This is a genomic window from Wolbachia endosymbiont (group B) of Protocalliphora azurea (assembly GCF_947251865.1).
Lineage (GTDB): Bacteria > Pseudomonadota > Alphaproteobacteria > Rickettsiales > Anaplasmataceae > Wolbachia.
The window spans coordinates 580,049-599,447 of sequence record NZ_OX366394.1; the positions used below are offsets into that span (position 1 = coordinate 580,049).

The 19,399-nt window shown below is 33.4% G+C and carries 18 protein-coding genes, 2 tRNA genes and 2 pseudogenes; 9 read left to right on the plus strand and 13 right to left on the minus strand.

Annotation, left to right across the window (positions count from 1 at the left end; genetic code table 11):
• Positions 1 to 21: 21 nt before the first annotated feature.
• Both tatA and OPR35_RS02725 read right to left on the minus strand, forming a co-directional pair.
• Positions 22 to 189 (minus strand): twin-arginine translocase TatA, encoded by a 168-nt coding sequence (gene tatA, locus OPR35_RS02720; RefSeq protein WP_265024981.1) that lies wholly within the window; start codon positions 187 to 189, stop codon positions 22 to 24.
• A 140-nt stretch (positions 190 to 329) separates the two neighbouring features.
• Positions 330 to 1,067 (minus strand): ABC transporter ATP-binding protein, encoded by a 738-nt coding sequence (locus OPR35_RS02725; RefSeq protein ID WP_007302769.1) that lies wholly within the window; start codon positions 1,065 to 1,067, stop codon positions 330 to 332.
• A gap of 151 nt (positions 1,068 to 1,218) precedes the next feature.
• Between OPR35_RS02725 and OPR35_RS02730 the strand changes: the two genes are divergently transcribed.
• Positions 1,219 to 1,292: transfer RNA gene (locus OPR35_RS02730), tRNA-Arg, on the plus strand.
• Between the two features lie 77 nt (positions 1,293 to 1,369).
• On the opposite strand, the gene OPR35_RS02735 is transcribed toward OPR35_RS02730, so the two are convergent.
• A complete protein-coding gene (locus OPR35_RS02735; protein ID WP_265024982.1) occupies positions 1,370 to 3,184 on the minus strand; it encodes an ankyrin repeat domain-containing protein in 1,815 nt (604 codons plus the stop codon).
• 27 nt (positions 3,185 to 3,211) lie between these two features.
• Positions 3,212 to 4,214 (minus strand): annotated as a pseudogene (locus OPR35_RS02740) (IS630 family transposase).
• Positions 4,215 to 4,406: 192 nt separating this feature from the next.
• Between OPR35_RS02740 and glpX the strand changes: the two are divergent.
• The 3 genes from glpX to OPR35_RS02755 all read left to right on the plus strand — a co-directional run bounded on the left by glpX (position 4,407) and on the right by OPR35_RS02755 (position 6,931).
• Positions 4,407 to 5,330, plus strand: a complete 924-nt coding sequence (glpX, locus tag OPR35_RS02745; protein WP_007302771.1) for a class II fructose-bisphosphatase — start codon at positions 4,407 to 4,409, stop codon at positions 5,328 to 5,330.
• 143 nt (positions 5,331 to 5,473) lie between these two features.
• Positions 5,474 to 6,559 (plus strand): hypothetical protein, encoded by a 1,086-nt coding sequence (locus tag OPR35_RS02750; RefSeq protein ID WP_265024983.1) that lies wholly within the window; start codon positions 5,474 to 5,476, stop codon positions 6,557 to 6,559.
• A 120-nt stretch (positions 6,560 to 6,679) separates the two neighbouring features.
• Complete coding sequence (locus tag OPR35_RS02755) at positions 6,680 to 6,931, plus strand: hypothetical protein (protein WP_265022210.1); 252 nt, start codon at positions 6,680 to 6,682, stop codon at positions 6,929 to 6,931.
• A gap of 5 nt (positions 6,932 to 6,936) precedes the next feature.
• On the opposite strand, the gene ychF is transcribed toward OPR35_RS02755, so the two are convergent.
• Positions 6,937 to 8,031, minus strand: coding sequence for a redox-regulated ATPase YchF (gene ychF, locus OPR35_RS02760; RefSeq protein ID WP_010406370.1), 1,095 nt, complete (start codon positions 8,029 to 8,031; stop codon positions 6,937 to 6,939).
• A 118-nt stretch (positions 8,032 to 8,149) separates the two neighbouring features.
• Between ychF and OPR35_RS02765 the strand changes: the two genes are divergently transcribed.
• Positions 8,150 to 9,331, plus strand: a complete 1,182-nt coding sequence (locus OPR35_RS02765; RefSeq protein ID WP_010406367.1) for a hypothetical protein — start codon at positions 8,150 to 8,152, stop codon at positions 9,329 to 9,331.
• A gap of 395 nt (positions 9,332 to 9,726) precedes the next feature.
• Here OPR35_RS02765 and OPR35_RS02770 read toward each other — a convergent pair whose 3' ends face one another.
• The 6 genes and pseudogenes from OPR35_RS02770 to odhB form a co-directional block, all read right to left on the minus strand.
• Positions 9,727 to 10,503 (minus strand): enoyl-ACP reductase FabI, encoded by a 777-nt coding sequence (locus OPR35_RS02770; RefSeq protein ID WP_007302843.1) that lies wholly within the window; start codon positions 10,501 to 10,503, stop codon positions 9,727 to 9,729.
• A 122-nt stretch (positions 10,504 to 10,625) separates the two neighbouring features.
• Complete coding sequence (locus OPR35_RS02775; protein WP_264686125.1) at positions 10,626 to 12,038, minus strand: IS4-like element ISWosp2 family transposase; 1,413 nt, start codon at positions 12,036 to 12,038, stop codon at positions 10,626 to 10,628.
• 392 nt (positions 12,039 to 12,430) lie between these two features.
• On the minus strand, positions 12,431 to 13,276 hold the full coding sequence (locus tag OPR35_RS02780; protein WP_007302842.1) for a hypothetical protein: 846 nt from the start codon (positions 13,274 to 13,276) through the stop codon (positions 12,431 to 12,433).
• A gap of 107 nt (positions 13,277 to 13,383) precedes the next feature.
• Positions 13,384 to 13,802: pseudogene (tnpA, locus tag OPR35_RS02785) on the minus strand (IS200/IS605 family transposase).
• A 294-nt stretch (positions 13,803 to 14,096) separates the two neighbouring features.
• The gene (locus tag OPR35_RS02790; RefSeq protein WP_007302841.1) at positions 14,097 to 14,258 is read right to left on the minus strand and encodes a hypothetical protein; all 162 of its coding nucleotides are present in this window, start codon (positions 14,256 to 14,258) and stop codon (positions 14,097 to 14,099) included.
• A gap of 68 nt (positions 14,259 to 14,326) precedes the next feature.
• Positions 14,327 to 15,499 carry a 2-oxoglutarate dehydrogenase complex dihydrolipoyllysine-residue succinyltransferase gene (gene odhB, locus OPR35_RS02795; RefSeq protein ID WP_007302840.1) on the minus strand — a complete coding sequence of 391 codons (1,173 nt, stop codon included), beginning with the start codon at positions 15,497 to 15,499 and terminating at the stop codon, positions 14,327 to 14,329.
• Between the two features lie 143 nt (positions 15,500 to 15,642).
• On the opposite strand from odhB, the gene OPR35_RS02800 reads away from it, so the two are divergent.
• From OPR35_RS02800 to OPR35_RS02810, 3 genes are all read left to right on the plus strand, one after another.
• Positions 15,643 to 16,860 carry a hypothetical protein gene (locus tag OPR35_RS02800; RefSeq protein ID WP_007302839.1) on the plus strand — a complete coding sequence of 406 codons (1,218 nt, stop codon included), beginning with the start codon at positions 15,643 to 15,645 and terminating at the stop codon, positions 16,858 to 16,860.
• A 276-nt stretch (positions 16,861 to 17,136) separates the two neighbouring features.
• Positions 17,137 to 17,832 (plus strand): polyprenyl diphosphate synthase, encoded by a 696-nt coding sequence (gene uppS / locus OPR35_RS02805; protein ID WP_007302838.1) that lies wholly within the window; start codon positions 17,137 to 17,139, stop codon positions 17,830 to 17,832.
• Positions 17,822 to 18,448 (plus strand): phosphatidate cytidylyltransferase, encoded by a 627-nt coding sequence (locus OPR35_RS02810; RefSeq protein ID WP_007302837.1) that lies wholly within the window; start codon positions 17,822 to 17,824, stop codon positions 18,446 to 18,448. The genes uppS and OPR35_RS02810 overlap by 11 nt, the downstream gene beginning before the upstream one ends.
• A 15-nt stretch (positions 18,449 to 18,463) precedes the next feature.
• Here the strand turns inward: OPR35_RS02810 and OPR35_RS02815 are convergent, their stop codons facing one another.
• Positions 18,464 to 18,673, minus strand: coding sequence for a zinc-finger domain-containing protein (locus OPR35_RS02815; protein ID WP_007302836.1), 210 nt, complete (start codon positions 18,671 to 18,673; stop codon positions 18,464 to 18,466).
• Between the two features lie 71 nt (positions 18,674 to 18,744).
• Positions 18,745 to 19,251, minus strand: coding sequence for a pantetheine-phosphate adenylyltransferase (gene coaD / locus OPR35_RS02820; RefSeq protein WP_007302835.1), 507 nt, complete (start codon positions 19,249 to 19,251; stop codon positions 18,745 to 18,747).
• A gap of 74 nt (positions 19,252 to 19,325) precedes the next feature.
• Between coaD and OPR35_RS02825 the strand changes: the two genes are divergently transcribed.
• A tRNA-Phe gene (locus OPR35_RS02825) sits at positions 19,326 to 19,398 on the plus strand.
• Position 19,399 lies beyond the last annotated feature (1 nt).

The following is a 19,399-nucleotide window of genomic DNA, read 5'->3' on the forward strand; positions in this document are numbered from 1 at the left end:
GTGTCACGAAACATAAGGAAGCTAACGATCTGGTTCACTAGATGATAGTTTCTCTGAATCCTTAAGTTCTTGTTTAAGGTTTTTAATGCCTTTGCCTAAATCACCCATAACTTGTGGTAACCTACCTGCACCAAACAGAACTAAGATTATTATTAAGACTAGAAACAGCTGCCATGGACCTAAACTCATTTGTACCTCCGTTGAAAATATTAACTTTTAGGTATTAAAACTTGACTGAAGCCAAGTGATACATAAATTATATCACTTTTATTGAATTATAAATCAAGAGTTTTTAATTATCTTATAATAGTTTTAGCCTAACATTAAGTTTAGTTTAGCTGTAGAGTAAAAGGAAGCTCACTAAAAAATTTTGCTAACGTATCATCTTTAGGTCTGTGGTATATGTAGCTAGGAACTCCTGATTGAATAATTTTACCATTTTTCATCACGTAAATAAAATCTGCAACTTTCAACGCTTCTTGCGGATCATGAGTTACCATGAGTACAGGAATATTTTTGCTTCTAAAAAGTGACAATATATGGTGCCTTATTCGATATTTGAGCAGTATATCTAAATTAGAAAATGGTTCATCGAGCAAAACAACATCAGGATTTTGCGCCATTACTCTTGCTATTGCAACTAATTGTTGCTGTCCTCCTGATAAAGCATGAGGGTACATGTTTTCATATTTTTCTATATTAAATAGCTTTAAGATTTCCAATGCAGTAAGGTATTTTTCTTTCTTAGAAGTACTGCAAATAGCAAAAGTTATATTTTCTATTACTGTTTTATGAGGAAATAATGCAGAATGCTGAAAAATCAATCCGATATTTCTACGCTCTATAGCAATTGACACTTTGTTACTTGCAACTAATTTATCATTTATAACAATGGTTCCAGATTTTGGATTTTCTATTCCTGCGATTAATTTTAGAATTGTTGACTTGCCACAGCCAGAATGACCTAGTAAACAGGCAACACTTCCTTTCTTCACTTGAATGTTGATGTTGCTTAAAGCAAAGCCATCTTGATTACTATAAAAGTAACTAATATTGTTAACTAGCATTAATCTTTCAATTGGAATCGTATTATTAAATATAACAGTATTACATTCAAGAAATACAGAAATATTTTTTATTATTGTGAATTAATTGTACAGGGTACCTAGAAAAATGCGAGACTTTTTGCTATAATTTTGCATAAATAGCAGAAGACATGGGACTATAGCTCAGTAGGATAGAGCGTTGGATTCCTAATCCGAAGGCCGTGCGTTCGAATCGCACTAGTCCCACTTAATTTTAATAAAGTAGGAGAAACTAACACAGGTTTACAACACCGTTCTAGGAGTTAGAGTCCCAGTTTCTCAACTTACAGCGTTTGCATGCTTGGGTTTATATGCTCAACCTTATTTTCTTCCATTGCTCTATAACTTGGCAGTGTAGAATTTTTTACATGTAATCCAGTTACTATTACAACTAAAATAGCTAGGACACTGCAAACTAATGCACCAGCTAAAGATGGAACCATCACAGCAGCAGCAACAAACAATCCTGCAATAACAACTCCAACAACATCACTCCTTAATGAGGCGTAAAAACTCTCCTTACTTTTTTTGTATTTAGTTTCTTTTTCATGTGGTGGAGAAAATTGAGCCTCTACAAAGCCGTTAGCTTTCTTATCATTATTTGGTGTGACAGTTGGGCCAGTCCTTGTTGATACAGGTGCTTCATTTTTGTTATTATTGCAATTAGTACTAACAGGGAGCACTGTTGCTACAGGTCTACTAATAACATTTCTATTACTATTGGATACACTATTTGTTTCTATGTGGCATGTTTCTTGTTCCTTATTTGTTGCTGATCCATGCGGCACAATTATTTCTCGATCATTTTGTATCAGTGCTGTTGCTGCCACAGAATTCTTTTTTGAAGAAGCAGTGCAGAATGCATCATCCTTTAACTGTTGATATAATCTGTACAATTCACTTTCAGGATCTAGTTTTGATTGCTCTGCATTAACACTTTGCAGTAACGTGCTCAGAATCTCAGCATTGTCATCATCAGTGTAAGAGACAACAAAGCATAATATAGGTTTGTCTCCTTCAATTTTGCTAACGTAATACCTTCCTTCTTGACCGATTGCATTGATGATGGTCATTCCATTTTGTAAGAGAAATTTTATAACGTTCAAATTTTGATCTTTAATTGCATATTCTAGTACAGCATTTTTTTCACATTTGCTCTGAAGATTAATTCCCTTCCTTCTTAACCTTTTTTGCAAATCTTCAAAACTAGTAACTGTGCTATCCTGTTTTGTAACCCTATCTATATCAAGACACAGATTCCTAATGTCATCATTATTTAGCGTGAGACCAGTGCTTGTATTACTGACATTGGACTCCGCTCCATCAGGTGTGTTTTGCTTCTTGTTTATTGCTGATCTAAGCAGTGCAATTATTACACAGCTTGAGAGATATTTATTGTGATCAGAATTGCTGAAGTCGACTTTAAACTCAGAATCTATTTGAAGTTGTTCTCTGAGTGATAATTTCCCTTCTTCAATTATTTTTAGAAGATTTCTTATGTCATCTTCTGGTATACCTGTCATATACTTTAAAAGTAACTTAACTTTTGGTAGGTCGCCATCTACAGAGGCATTACTCAAAGCCTGAACTTTCTCTTCTCCAGTAAATCTTTTGTTATTCAAGAGTATCTTCATAACTTCAGTGCTCTCATTGTGAGGAGCTGTGTTAAGAACCTCTAGTATTTTCGTATGATCTATGTAATCTAAAAATATCTCAAACTCTTGAACTTTACCTTCATTAACGGCGGTCAACAAAGCATTCGATTTTCTTTCTTGATCAAATTTATCGCTATCCAAAAATATCTTTATAACGTTAGGTTTTTCACCTGACACAGCGTAATCTAATACAGTTTTAGAAGTAGTATCTCCAATATCAATTTTAATATTTGACTTTGCGAGCAATTCAACAATTTTTAGAAATGTATCATAATCATTTAAAATACTGCTTTTCCCTGAGCGGAGAATATCCATAAACAAATCACAAATCTTTGCATCTGTTGGACCACTTTGTTTTAGCTTCTCACCAAATTCCTGAGCAACTATATTAGGATTATCAGTTACAAATTTCTTTACATCTTCATAAGTTAAATTACCGATCATATTCAAATCTTATACCAAATTCCATTACTAATCGAACAAATAAGAAACATTACAAACTCGTTTAATAGTAGTGCTGGAAATACTGACAATAAAATTACACAGAACATCTGCAAGTAAGCCTATGGTATCGTAGACTCTGTTACGTAAAGTATTGTATTTGATATATTGCTACAACCTCTCAACAGGATTCAGTTCCGGTGAATAAGGAGGCAAGTATATAATGGTAATGTTTTCCTGAAATTTCAAACTTTTTGATCTATGCCAACTTGCACAATCCATTACAAGAAAGGCTTTTTTCGTGCCTAAATCTTTCGACATCTGCTCCAGAAATATATTCATACAATCAGTGTTTACATATGGAGCAAGTAGGCTGATTTTCTTACCACTTCTTGGATTTACCGCACTGTAGATATAGAAATTTTGTCTACCAATTTTCATTTTAACCTGCGTTCTGACCCCTTTTTTAAACCATCCGTGTCCGATTTTTGAATGAGTTCCAAATCGTGATTCATCAAAAAAACACCTCTTTTTCAGGGTGGGAATTGACTATTTTATTGAAGTATTTTTTAAACTCTTCTTGCTTGTTTTTATCTTGTTTATGGTGCATTGGCCTCGGTGTTATATAAGAAAATTTCATCCTTTGTATCTCACGGTGCACTGTTGATTTGCTAATGTTTAGGCCAAATTCCTCTGAGATTTTTATCTGCACTTCCTTAATAGTAATATTTGGATTTCTTTCTACCCATATTTCAATTTGCTCACGTTGATTTTTCTTTAATTTGCTTTTTCTTCGCCGCTGAGACGGGGCAAATAATCTTTCTACTCTACCAAATTTTAGATGCTTTATCCATTCAGTCAAAGCAGTCCTTGAAATTTTACATATTCTTGCCACAGCGCTTATACTACTTTCTTTTCCTGCTATCACCGCTTGTAACTTTTTTGAAACATATGCGTTATTTCTGACCTTTTTTAACATTTCTTTCGCCAAATTTACAACTTTTTCGTCTAATAGTTTTGACCTTAATGCCATTTATACCTCTCTATTTTATCTACTTTATTATCACTTCTTTCCCATTATTGTCTATCTGTTCTTTGCATAGTGGGAATTGGTATTACTATTATTGCTATACGCTTATTATATCAACTTTTTCATTATTCAGTCAAGTAATCTTGCAGTATCAAGTGGCATGATATATATTGATTTATGATTCTCGAGCAAATGATAGAAGATTTAGCCTATAAGTTAGTGAAAGTAACCGAAGCTGCAGCACTTGCTGCATATAAATTGGCAGGCCTTGGTAATGAAAAAAAGGCCGATCAGGTTGCAGTTGATGCAATGCGTACGGTGCTAAACTCAATGGAAATAAATGGTACAATTGTGATTGGGGAAGGGGAGAGGGACGAAGCACCGATGCTATATATCGGAGAAAAAGTTGGCACAGGAAGTGGCCCTGAGATTGACATCGCTGTTGATCCACTTGAAGGCACTACGATTTGCGCTCATTATAAACAAGGGGCAATGTCTGTTCTTGCTGCAACAAAAAAAGGTAATTTTTTACATGCACCTGATGTTTATATGGAAAAGATAGCAGTGGGAAAAAATCTCCCAGAGGGTGTAGTCTCACTAAAAAATAGGATTGAGAAGAATCTGGACAATTTAGCCAAGGCAAAAGGATGTAAAGCAAGTGATCTTATAGTAACTGTACTTAAACGTGAAAGACATGATGAATTAATAGCAAAAATTAGGAAGCTAGGAGCAAAAGTGAAATTAATAGATGATGGTGATGTTGCAGCCATAGTTTCGCTAATAAATGGCAATCACGATATGTATATCGGCACAGGAGGAGCTCCAGAAGGAGTGCTTGCAGCAGCAGCGCTAAGCTCAATCGGTGGGCAGATAGAAGGAAGATTAATATTTGACACGGATCAATTAAAAGAAAGAGCAAAAAATTTGAATATCACTGACCCAGAAAAAATCTACACCGTGAAAGACATGGCAAGAAGTGAATCAGTGTTCATTGCAACTGGAGTAACAAATGGAGAGTTTGTGGATGGAGTAAAGTTTGGCCAAGATATTTGTCTGACTAATTCATTAATAATATTGCCTGGTAAAGTAATAAAAATACAAACAAAATCAATATCTTAAACATTTGTCATATGCTGATTATAAAATTTTTATAGAAGGAAGATACTTATAATTGTCTTAAAAAAATGAATTTACATATTAATTTTAGCTTTACAACATTTGGCATTAAGTTATAGTTAAATAGTAATACTAAGAGGTGCTTAATGTTTAGTTCACTAACTAATTTTTTTACTAATACGTCTAAAAAGAAAAGTTCTCAATCTGAAGAAAATAATCATTCTTTCTCTAACAGCACAGAAAGTTTATTAGTCCAATCTACTAAAAAAAATCCTCAACTTGATGATCAAAGTAGAACTGACGTGTCTCCTCAAACAAATCTTCAATTTAGTGAGGATGATGTAAAAAACGTGCTCCAAGACTTCGAAAAATTGGATTTTAAGAACAGTAATGAGTGTTTTAACGAAATAGCAGAAGATTATGAAAGGAGGAAAAAAAGTGACCTTTTTAACTACGTAATATTGAATAAGCGAAAATACATAACAGATATATTAGATCAGAGGCTTGCCCACAAAGATCAAGAAAATTTTAGGAAGAAATTTAGTGAATATCTTCTTAAAATAAATGAGAAAATGAATTATGGGAAAGAATTTCAAAATAAACTTCAATTTTTTGAAGATAGGGTAGAAGAAGTATTATCAGATTTTAGAAAATTGAATTTTGGCCTTAAGGATAATTTGTGTAAAGATGATAAGGATAACGTAAATTATAATAAAGGCTGGCCTGCAGATCCATTTGACAAAATAGCGAATTATTATCGATGGAATAAGAACATTTTCCTTTTTAATTATGTAGTATTAAGTAAGCAAAAAGAAATAATAAGTATATTGAATGAAAAGTCTATTCCTGAAGACAAGCGAAAGAATTTTAAAAAGAGGTTGGGTAGATATCTTCTTCGAGTTGAAGAAGGGATGAGTAACGGACAGGAATTTCTCAAAACTGATAGTGCAGTTGCCTTTTTTGATGGATGTTATGTGCCATGCGCATATGCAAAACGTTCTCTTAATCATTATGATCATCTTAGTATTAATATTTCTAAGCCTGGGTGTAGCTTAGAAATCAGCCGTCTTTTCACTGACAAAATTGAAGGGATGGAAAGAAATAAAAATGAGGTAAAGATAGTAGAAATATACAGTAACGATAAAAGAATAGCAACGGTTGAGAAGAATGATAATGGAAAAAGAAATTACCGCTTTGCAAAAGATGCAACATGCGATATGAAAATTAGGTGAAGTGCAGAAGATGAGAAAGGTAATTCTGTTAACTGCTTTATTAGTTTAAATGTAAATCCTAGTGAAATTGAGATTGGTCAGGCAACTATTAATGGTAAAGATGTTGAACTAGACGAAATTTTGAAATTAGCTGAGCAAAGCGAAGATGTGCTTATAGAAGGTAAAGCTTTACATGAATTTTTAGAAGGATATCTGGAGCAAGATGTACAATCACAGGAAGAGATAATAAAGAGATGTGATGAAACTCCTGGAACTAAACTTGATAATCTGGAGATAGGGCAGTTCTCTTTCTCTCCTTTATCTGAAGAGGAGATAGAGGAAGAAGAGAGAAGAGAATATAAAAATTCACGGGCTGCATCAGGAAGGTGCTAGACTAATTAGACATTAAATCTAAAGTGCATTATATCGCCATCTTGCACGATATAATCTCTGCCTTCGAAGCGAATTTTCCCTGCATCTTTGCAAGCTAATTCGCTTCCATATTTTATATAGTCTTCAAAGCTTATGGTTTCTGCTTTTATAAAGCCCTTTTCAAAATCAGTGTGAATTACACCTGCTGCTTTGTCAGCTGTTGATCCTATCTTTATTGGCCATGCACGTGCTTCTTTGGGGCCCACAGTAAAAAAAGTTATCATACTTAGCACTTCATACATAATACGTGCTACTCCATCAAGTCCTGATTCTTGTAAGCCAAATTCTGATAAAAAATTCTGTTTTTCCTCTTCACTATCAAGATTTGCAATATCTGCTTCAAGTTTCGCTGAAATACAATAAAATTTGCTTTTATTTTCTTCCGCCATTTTTTCCACCCTTTTAGATAGTTCATTACCAGTTATGATATTCGTATCTTCAACATTGCATACATACATAACAGGCTTTGTTGTTAGCAATTGAAGCAACTTCATCTCATCTTCATCAATATTCTCCAAGCTTCTTGCCGGTTTACCTAATTTTAAAGTAGCTAATACCTCTTGCATTAATTCAAGTTGTCTCTTTAGCTCTTTATCACCTTGCTTTGCTTTCTTTTCCAATTGAGGAAGCCTTTTTTCTATGCTATCAATATCAGCTAGAATTAACTCCATTTCCACTATTTCAGCATCTGATATTGGATCTATTTTACTGTTTACATGGCTGATATCGTCATCCGTAAAGCACCTGAGCAGATGAACAATGGCATCAACTTCTCTGATATGACTCAAAAATTTATTTCCTAGTCCTTCACCCTTGCTCGCACCCTTAACCAAGCCGGCAATATCGACAACTTCCAGTTGATTGTAGATTATTTTCCCTGAGTGAGCAATCGAGGCAATTTGTTTCAAACGCTGATCTCGTATTGGCACTTTGCCAACATTTGGCTCGATTGTGCAAAAAGGATAATTTGCAGCTTCAGCTGCACTTGACTCTGTAAGTGCATTAAATAAAGTTGATTTTCCTATATTTGGTAACCCAACTATACCACAGTTAAAGCTCATATTTGCTATTTAAAGCCTTAATTATTGCATAATTAAAAAATTTTTGCTATACCTAATTAGTTACTTATTAATAAGTTAGTTAATATAATAACATATAGCTTGAATTAAGGTAGAAATTATGGTTGGGCTTAGAAAACGGAAATTACCAAATGGTTTTGACAGTATTGAAAATGCTAAAGGACGCAAGACTTCAGAGAGTAATGTAGAAAAAGAACCTTCTAATAACCAAGTAGTTAAATATGATACTGCAGGTGATGGCAATTGCTTTTTTCATGCAGTGTTTGGTGATAACAGTTCTGGTACATATAAAGCTGAAAGAGCGCAAGATATGAGAATGGAATGGCACAAATTTTTAAGTCGATTTACGTCTTTAGATGATCCAAGTATGCCAGCTCCTTTAAAGGATCAGCTAGAAAAGGTTTTTAATATGTTTTTTAATAAGCCAGGGGATTTAACTGGCAAGTCTGATAAAATAAAGGGTCTGGTTAAGCAAACAAATAGGAAAATTGAAAATGCTGAAGGTAATGTGAAGAGGTTAGTAAGTAGAGCTGTTAGCAAATTTAATATATCGCATAATCAAGCTGTGCTTAATCTAAGTGAATATGCAGAGGCTCTTGATGGCATTGGTGAGAGTGACTATAATGCCGAATATAACAGTGATTTTATTACACGCTCATTTCTTGACAAACCTGAACTCTATCAATCCTATCTAGAAGCAATAGAAAGTAAAAGTTATTTTCCTTTTATTGAAGAAATTCAATTATTAGCTTCTTTAGCCAACATTGAAATTAATGTCCATTGTAAAGTTAGCGGCAGAGAGAAACAACAAAAGTTTGAACCAAATCCTGAAATGATAAACAATGATCAACTAAATCAGATGTTTAATCGTGAGAGTTATAAATTAAATGACGAGTTATGGGGTAGTAAAGAGAGAGAAACAATATATCTTGAAGGAAATCATTACTCTAGGGCTAAAATTGTAACTCAAGAGTTAATAAAACAGCAGCAGGAGCAAGAAGACTTTCTATTAGCAAAACAACTTCAGATAGATGAAATTTTGGAATATTGTGATCTTTCAAAGGATATCTCTGAGAGAGTAGAGATTGAGAGGGAGTTTGATGAGTTATTGGCAAAAAATGCTGATGGAAAAATTGGTGATGTTATAGGGCAGTGCATTAATGATGTACAGCAACGTATAAAATGCCTTGAGGAGCCAGTCTTATCAAGAAGGTGCAGTGTGGAAGAAGCACGTGTAGAAAAAACATTTTATCAACAACAAGTACCACAACCTGTAAGATAAGTCTTCATAGTCTATATACTTCTATAGGGGGGCATTCTATAATAAAAGCCATGCTCATTTTTAACCACTGCTTAATAAGAATAAAGTCTTAGCAAAACAAACACAAGAACAATAGGATTTCTTGCTTGCAAAGCAACTCCAAGATCGGGAGGAAAAAGACTTTTTCCTTGCAAGGCAACTTCAAGAGCAACCCTCACGCACAATCCCTTAACCCAAATGGAGGAAGTAAAAATAGAAGATCAGCAGCAACAAATACTTATAAAATAATAACTCTATGGTTAATGTGCGAGATTTAATTAAAAAATGTTGTCATTCGAGTAGCTGACACTGGGCTCCAATGTCAATTACTCGGATAACAAAAAAACACAGGCTTCACATGCATCTGCAGTACTGTATTAGTCTACTATCTTCATTCCCACAACATTATACCCTGAATCAACATGTAAAATTTCTCCAGTTGTACCACTACTCAGGTCGCTTAATAAGTATAGTGCTGCCTTGCCAACATCTTCTATTGTAACATTGCGTCTAAGTGGAGAATTAATTCTATTCCATTCCGATATGGAGTGAAAGTCACTTATTCCAGAAGATGCCAAAGTTCTGATTGGACCAGCAGAAATTGCATTTACTCTGATGTTCTTTGGCCCAAGATCACATGCTATATATTTTACACTTGCTTCAAGTGCTGCTTTACATAAACCCATCACATTATAATTTGGCATAACTTTTTCAGCACCATAGTAAGATAAAGTAAGTAAACTACCACCATTTAACATCATTTTTTCGGCGCTTTTTGCTAAAGCAGTAAAAGAATAGCACGATATATGCATTGCATTGAGAAAGTTGTTTAGTGAAGTATCGACGTATTTACCATTGAGCTCATTTTTATCAGAATATGCTATTGCATGTACCAAAAAATCAATAGCACCCCACTTTTCCTCTATTTCTTTAAAAGCACTATGTATGATTTCCTCATTTGAAACATCACAATGTAGTGTTAGCTCCACATTTAATTCATTCGCTATTGGTAATAATTTCTCTTTTATTACTTCATTTTGATAAGTGATTGCAAGCTCAGCTCCGTGCTCTGAGAGAGTCTTTGCTATACCATATGCTATTGACCTCTTATTTATTATTCCGGTTATTAACCCTTTTTTACCCTGCAATATCATAGAAATTATTTGCCTTTTTTATAATTTGAAATATTAACTAGGCAAAGTCAATTATGTTTTAACTGTAGCTAACGTATAAAAATTACTTCCGCATATTTCCAACCTCATTATAATTCTTACTATTACCCACAAATATAAAGTTCGTGAGCAAGTCGCCATCCTTCTGCTAGATCAAAGAGACGTCTCCATCCTTTCCAAATAGTAATGGGTCCTGGTTCTAGATCATTTTTTCTAGCCAAATGTCCTCCAAGTTGAGCAACCCATGAAACAGCTTCTTTTATAGTAGGAGTTGCATTTGAACATGGTTTTCTATGTATTTTTACATATAGAACTTTCCATTCTTCTTCGGCTAATAAGGTAGTACACGGTAATGTTGGATCAGTTCTTGCAATTGTTGTAATAAAGAAAATTCTCCAAGCAATAATACTCATTACTGTTAAATATCGCATCAACCTTTCTGCTGTTCCAAGCCTACATTCTTCAACTTTGAGACCAGATTTTAAAATTTTATGTAATATTTCTATTTTCCATCTAAGACAATACCACCTAACTTTTTCAACAGCTTCATCAAAGGTATTGACTGGAAGATTTGTTAAAAGCATCCACTCTAGCGGACTTGTTTCAGAAGGAAAGTCTTTTTCAACAACGTAAACTGCATAGTGTGGTAATTTAAGTAATTCTTCTTTCTTATGCCTAATACTATTCTTAGATGGATGCATAATAAACTTTCCGAATCTAACTTCCAAATGTGCTGTTCTTTTTGGCTTATTATCTTTTGCAGGAACTTCAACTTTTACCGTACCTGCACAATGAGAGGATTTAATAAATTCCCATAACTTCTGCTCACCTTTTTCAGGATATCGAGATTTTCTATTTACTGCCCTATCTTTGGAAGCTCTAACTAACACTGCCGAATTAAGATTATGTGCAAGCTCAAAAAACTCATATATATCTGCTTCTCTATCGCATATAGTTATAGTCTCAGTTTGAGTTGAATCAATAATGTTGTTTGTGTTGCTTAAAGTTTCTAACCATTTTATACTCTCTTTATCTTCAATGCGGATACTGTCATTGTTCTTTTTTTTTATGTTTTCAGATTCTTCAGGTCTTGAATAAATTTTTTGATCTAGTATCCCTAGTACCAAACCTTCTATACTAACAGCTAGAGCTGTATGCATTATAATACCTTGACTATGTTTTCTTGTAATAACTCCCAATCCACTTGTTTTTTCATGGTCTGTGTATGAAATATAACTTGTATCTTGGATCACAAAAATTTTTTTATGGGCTTTTGTTCTTTCAACTGTTTTAGCAACGTGTGAAGCTAGAATATCGCCTTCTTTCACGTTCTCATTTTGAAAAAAACGATATGCTGCTTTTGCTTCTGACCAACTTCCACACGCCTGATTGATTGAGCTTTCAGGTAAACTTGTAAAACTATCAGCAATATTTACTAATCGGTCAGTTAACCTTTTATCTCCAAGTACAGCATCTCCAAATTCATTTTCAGCCCATTCATTATTCCTGTTTGCCATTTTTTACCCTCAATGTTTGCAAACTTTAATGTTGTAATACTTTATTTTTATGTCCATTTATATTTGTGGGTAATAGTAAGATTATAATTACAATTAGAGATATTTTAAGAGCTCAAAATCTATCTTTAGTCTGCAGACTTTTTAATCAAATTTATTAAAAAATATATTCTTCAGTGTATATCTGTCGTATATGCACTGCATTTTTTTCTAACTTTTTTTACACAGGAGGATTTTATGTCCAGAATTCCAGATACTTGACCTTTACTTTAAAACCAACTGGCGCCTATGGTTTTTATAAAAAGATTACAGGAAATAAAAATACTCTAGAGAACATGAAATAAGGATACTGAAATATAAGCTGCCTATATTTGCAAGCAGCTCATAAAGTCTTCTTATTTACTTACTCCTTGAGCAGAAGAAAGTTGTTTTGATATAGTCACACTTTCCATACTTGTTGAAGGATTCTGTGAAACTTTTACTATTTCAGAACCTTCTTTACGTAAGTAGGATAGTGCATCATACAAGGACTTCGCTTCGTATTGTTTTCCTACTTTTACTTCTTTATGTGCAGCTATTTGCTCCCAAGTGATATCATTGCTTTCAATAAGCTTGATAGAACCGTCATCACTAATATTAATTTTCATTTTACATTCTTTTTCTTCATCGTACCAATTCAAAGTCATGTTATATGAGCCATTAGCTACTTCATAAATTCTTACTCCATGCTCATCAACTCGTCCACGCATTCCTCTTTTTTCATCTCCAGGTAGCAACAATGTAACCGCCGTTATCCTATTGCTTTCAAAAAAATCATTAGTTAAAATATTACTAATGTTTATTTTTCCTTTATTATCATTCAGCACAGTTCTTGCAGTCAACATAGTTCTAATTGGACTTCTCACTCTAAGCTGTACAGATTCTACATCACTGTTTTCTATGTGTTGAGCAATTTCTTGCTTAGTTTCATCAATAATCTTGCCTTTTAGATATTTACCGTGATTTTCATTTTCTGAATTATAAGGAGAGCTATCAGCAAGAATTCGCCTTTTTGACTCTTCATCATCACAATCTAAATATTCAATTTTGCGGTCATGCTTGGTACCTAAAAATGGATGATCATCTGCTCTCACCCTATTATTCGGAGGAAAATTGAAAGTCCTATTCGGTTTATCACTCGATACTGATTCAGATATACCTTGAACAGCTTCAAAACTTTTTTTAAAAGAATTAGTTAACATTATATACCCCCTTATTCTATAAATAGTCTTATCTTAGAATGTTTTTAACATATGTCAATTCAACCACTATGGATTAAAATCCAAAGATTGAGAGAGAGCATAGAATGCTAACTTTCGACTTGAAAGTCACCAAATTTATCTTCTTTTTTAGAGTGATTTTCAATATAATTTTTTATCATTTCGTCAGTTACATTTCCGCTAGTCCTGACAAAGTAGCCTACTGCCCACAACCCAATATCTCTTTTTTAGCTCTGGAAAGTTTTGCTGGATTTTTCTGGAACTTTTTCCTTTTATTAACTGCACTAACTTACTAATACTTAAGTATGGGGGTACAGAAACGTATACGTGTACATGACTTGACGCAACTCTACCTCTGATAATTTCTACTTGATTATTTGCACATACTTCTTGTACAACTTCTTTAGCTTTCTTTCCAATATCTCCAACTAGTACTGGATATCGATATTTTGTTATCCACACTATGTGATATATATACAGAGTGACTGCTTTTTCTATAATATTCCACATTCTTTCAGATTTTTCACCTTAAAATTATATTCTTAAAAGGATGGACTTCAAGTCCAGGGTTTTTCTCCCAAATTTGGGACAATAAAAATTTGATATATTTGACATAAAAGCGTTTTAAATAATAAGAGCAAAATGGACAAATCTATTTCGTGAGTAACCAAAAACCGTTTTGTATTCATTCAGATAAGGAAAAATAGCAGATAGTGTCATGCAAGTAGCTGACACCCTTTTGGTGGACCACACACACAACTTTACAAACATTGCAATATGGCACATAGTAAATGATGTTATTCTATAACGCAAGACCTATACTCACCCAACCTAATGCATTACTTGCAATTTGGATCCCAGTGTCAGCTACTTGGATAACACCAAATGGGCTACTCGCATTTTTTAGGCCTAAATCACAATGCTCGTACTGACCATTTTTCGTATAAGTTACCTTTATAAACAAATGTTTGTACAGCTGTAACACCCACCTTAAAAACTTCAGAAAAACTTACTTGTCTTTTTTTAATCTGTTTAAATTTCCAAAACCAATCTATTTGGATCTTCTATGTAATTTTTGATTTTAACAAGGAAAGTAACTGCTCCTTTGCCATCAACTATTCTGTGGTCGTAAGAGAGGGAAATGTACATCATAGGTCTGATTTCAATTGAGCTACTCACAGCAACTGGCCTATTTTGTATTGAGTGCATGCCAAGTATTCCAGATTGCGGAGGGTTTATTATCGGAGTAGAAAGAAGTGAACCATATACACCACCGTTTGAGATAGTAAATGTTGCACCTTCCATTTCCGATACTTGCAGCTTACCTTCTCGTGCTTTTTTGCCAAGAGCAACTAAAGTTAGTTCAATTTCAGCAAATGACATTTGATCAGCATCACGAATAACTGGTACAACAAGACCTTTATCAGTGCCAACAGCAACACCTATGTCATAGTAATTTTTATATACAATTTCATCACCTGAAATCTCAGCGTTAATCTCACGAATTTCTTTTAGTGCTTGCACTGCTGCCTTTATAAAAAACGACATGAAACCCAGTTTTATTCCATATTTCTTTTCAAAAGTTTCTTTATACTTTGCCCTCAGATCCATGACGTTTTTCATGTCAATTTCATTGAACGTGGTCAGTATTGCAGCAGTATTTTGCGATGCTTTCAAACGAGCAGCTATTACTTGCCTTATTTTGCTCATTTTCACTCGCTCTTCTCTTCTCTCTCCACTTACTACACTTTTTGGCGATTCATATTGTTTTACCGAAGGTTGTTCAGCTTTACTCATATGGTCTATCACATCCGCTTTAGTTATTCTACCTCCCATGCCAGTTCCTTTTACATTTTCTGCACTAATTGCATTTTCTTCCATAATTTTACGAGCTGAAGGGGCATCTTTTTTATCAGGGCCTTCGCCTTTATCTTCTTTTTTCACTTCTTCTTCTACTTCTCCTGCAGCAAGTTTTGCCAGTAATTGATCAGGGCTAATTATATCATCTTCTTTCACAAAAAATTCAGTTATTTGTCCTGAAGCTTCTGCAGTTAGTTCTAGCGCCGTTTTATCAGTTTCAATTTCAAAGATCAAGTCATCTACTTTTACTGCTTCGCCGATATTTTTCTTTATTTTTACTATACCTTCCGTAACTGATTCACCACCAAGAGTTTTTGGCGCTCTGATTTCTATAATTTTGCTCATAAAATAACTTCTATATAAAACTTTCTATAAATTTATACATGAAAAGAAACATAAATAAACTAATAAATTCATTAGGCCTTATGCTTGATTCTTTCCTCCTAATACATGCAAAATTAAAATACTAAGTAAATTGAAATAAGATTATGGATTTTGATAAGGCAGGCAATGCAGAAGACTTATATAACGAAAAACTTCAACTGATATGTAAGACTTATAACAGAGAATTACTATCAAATCAAAGAGTTGTTGATGGCATCAATTCAATGGATTACAGTAAGCTTAAAATCTTATGCAAGTATCATAATAAGTTTAGTCACAAAGGTATTGAAGAATTATTATTAGATGAGAGCATTGTTAATCACATCAACGATTATGATGATGAAATGTTTAGGTCCATGCTAAATAATGCACCTGCGGAGCACAATATTCTAGAAATACTAAAAGGTGGAAAGATTTGCAATATCAACAATGAATTCGAAAGTAGTGATAGTGAGGAGAATGGAGAAAATTATGGATATTATGATTACGAGGAAGATGAAAAAAATGATCCGAATAACTTCGCTAAAGAAGCACTAGGAAATAAAGGAATTAATGAAAAACATGTTGATGATGTTCAGTTTTGCAACGATGCAGATGTGGGAATACCACCAAAAAATCAAAATGATATTAGGAATATCCGTCTTATTCAATGGATGATAGTTGAGAGTGATGGTAAGCTTAGTGAGCAAAATGTTACAGAATTACTAAAAGATCAGAGTTCTATTGATCGAATTAACTCTATTGGTGATAAAAAGCTTCAACTTATACTCAAGAGTAATAAGTTTAGTGGTGAAAATATTATGGAGTTATTAGGAAATCAAAAAGTTGTTGAATACCTCTGTTTTATTGATTATGAAAAATTTGAACTCATTCATAATAGCGATAAGTTTAATAGTAGCAATTATACTAGTAGCAGTTACAAGATTATAAGGTTGCTAGAAAATCAACAAGTTGTTGAGCACATCAATTTTATTGATTATGAAAAACTTAAATTCATACTTTGTAATGATAAGTTTCTCTTTAGCGATATTGTAAGACTACTAAAAAATCAGGAGGTTGTTGAGAATATCATTTCTTTTAACATTAAAAAATTTCGACTCATATTTTATCGTGATAATCTTAACTACGTAGATACAATAGAATTACTAGGAAATCAGAAAGTTGTTAATGGAATCGGTTTTACTCCTTTTGAAGAGTTAAAATCCATGTGTAGTCATTCTAGTCTTAGCGATATTATAAAACTACTAGAAGATAAAAATGGGCCTAGTAATGTCTTAAGTGGGACACGGAAAGAAAAAATGCAAGTCAGTTACATATCATGACATAGCTTAAAAAGTGTTTATATCCAAGGTTTTGCTTTATAAATTTAAGAGGGTGTTAAATAAACCATACGCATCAAATTAAGAAAACACGCTCAATTTAGACCATTTTTGCCATATTTCTTAGTAAAATCACTGGCAGCTGACACCGAGGTTGAGAAAATTTTTGTAATATAGACTATCAATGATTTTTCAGTAATAATATAGTTTTAGGTGGATATAGTGAACGTTTCATACAGAGATATAGACATTAAGCTAATTAGAACAGGTTGAATTCAAATGTTGAATCTAGAATCTCTGCCAAAACATCTAGCAATTATTATGGATGGTAATGGTAGGTGGGCAAACAATCAAGGAAGGGTAAAAATTGATGGCTATAGAAAAGGCAGTGAGGTTGCATTTGATATTGCTAAGCATTGCACAGTCCTGGCCATACCTTACTTAACTTTGTATGCATTTTCCATGGAAAATTGGCTCAGATCTGAAAACGAAACAGACTACCTATTTAATTTATTTTACTACACTTTAACTAATGAAGATAAAATGAAATTCATTTACAATTGTAACATTAAGTTAAATTTTATTGGCAATTTAAGTCTATTGCCCAGTAAAATATTCGATCAAATCAAAAAAGCAGAAGAAGTGACACATAAGAACGATGGTCTATTACTCACTGTTGCAGTTAGTTATGGAGCAAAGCAGGAAATTATACATGCTATCAACAACGTCATAAAAGGAAATATTGATTGCGTATTGGAAGAGGAATTTGAAAAATTTCTGTATACTAAAGATTTGCCAAAATTGGATTTATTAATTCGCACTGGTGGCGAAAAAAGGTTAAGCAATTTTTTATTATGGCAAGCAGCTTATGCTGAATTGTATTTTTGTGATACTTTGTGGCCCGATTTTTCTTGTCAAGATTTGACCAAAGCACTAGAAGATTATACGAAAAGAGAAAAAAAATATGGTAGATAATAACTTTATGGTTAGAATATTGTCCTCAATAGTAATATTACTCATATTTTCTTTTGCTACATATTTCAGTGATTTATCATTTTATCTACTAATTTTTTCAATTGCAGTTTTATCTTCTTTTGAATGGTATAATCTAACTCAGGGCAATAGAATCTTATACATTTTCGCATTACTATTAATCGCACTACCAAATGCCTCGCTAATATGCCTATATAATCTACCACAGGGAAAATATGCATTAGTATGGCTTATCTTAACTATTTGGAGCATCGATATTGCTGCCTATTTTTTCGGCAAAAATTTTGGTAAAACTAGAATTTGTCCAATCATTAGCCCTGGGAAAACTTGGTTAGGACTTTTTGGTGCAGTCTTAGCTGGAATAGTGTGTACAATTTTTGGCTCAATATTTTTGAGTTTATTTCCAATTTTTTATTCTCCAATAATTGGTTTGATAGTTGCTATTCTAGCCCAACTTGGAGATTTCACTGAGTCACTCATCAAAAGAGTTTACAATGTTAAAGATAGTGGAGGTATTATACCAGGCCATGGAGGAGTACTCGACCGTATGGATAGTTTCATTTTTACTGCCCCTCTCATTGCTATTTACATAAGCTAAAAAAATGAAGTACTATTAACCTTTGGTTCTTTCCTTCTTGCTTATTACTTTCACCTCAACAGATTGAAATTCTTCGGCACTCACTATTTCATCCATTGACTTATTACAATAAGGACAATACATTTCTCCTTCTTTGTGTAAGTATACTATTGGATGACCAGAACCATCATCATTTTCATCACCACGGCAGCAAACTATTACATTATTATCCCTCACTTTTAACATGTCTCTCCTTTAGCTTACAATATTTTACACATCTAACATACTCGTTTGGAAATAAAAAAGACAACAAATACTTATTCTCCATTTTCTACCCTATTTAGATTAATCAATTCACTTTGGACACTTTTTGACACAAAGTTGCTAACATCTCCTCCTAATCTCGCTATTTCCTTTACAAAACTTGATGAGATAAATTGAGTATCCTCAGATGCAGGAAGAAATATAGTTTCGATTTCAGGAAAGAGCTTATAATTTACCCAACTCATTTGAAACTCGTAATCAAAATCCGATACTGCTCTCAGTCCTCTAATAATAACAGAAGCATTTTGCTCTTTGGCAAACTTCACTAGCAACCCATTAAAGGATATAATATCTGCATCAATTCCTGCTCCTTTCACTTCATTTTTAGCCATGCTTGTGCGCAGTCTTATGTCAAAATTAGTATGTTTATTAACATTCTCTGCAACACCAATTATCAACTTATCGACTAGCTTACATGCTCTTTTTATTATGTCAAGGTGCCCAAAAGTTATGGGGTCAAATGTACCAGGATAAATTCCTATTTTGTTACTAATGTTCATTCTTTGTTTCTATACTTCAAAAACTTTTGATGGACATGATAACGTTTTTTATCTAAAAATGAAAGTACGTAGTTGGCCTGATAGCTCAGTTGGTAGAGCAAAGGACTGAAAATCCTTGTGTCGCTGGTTCGATTCCTGCTCAGGCCAC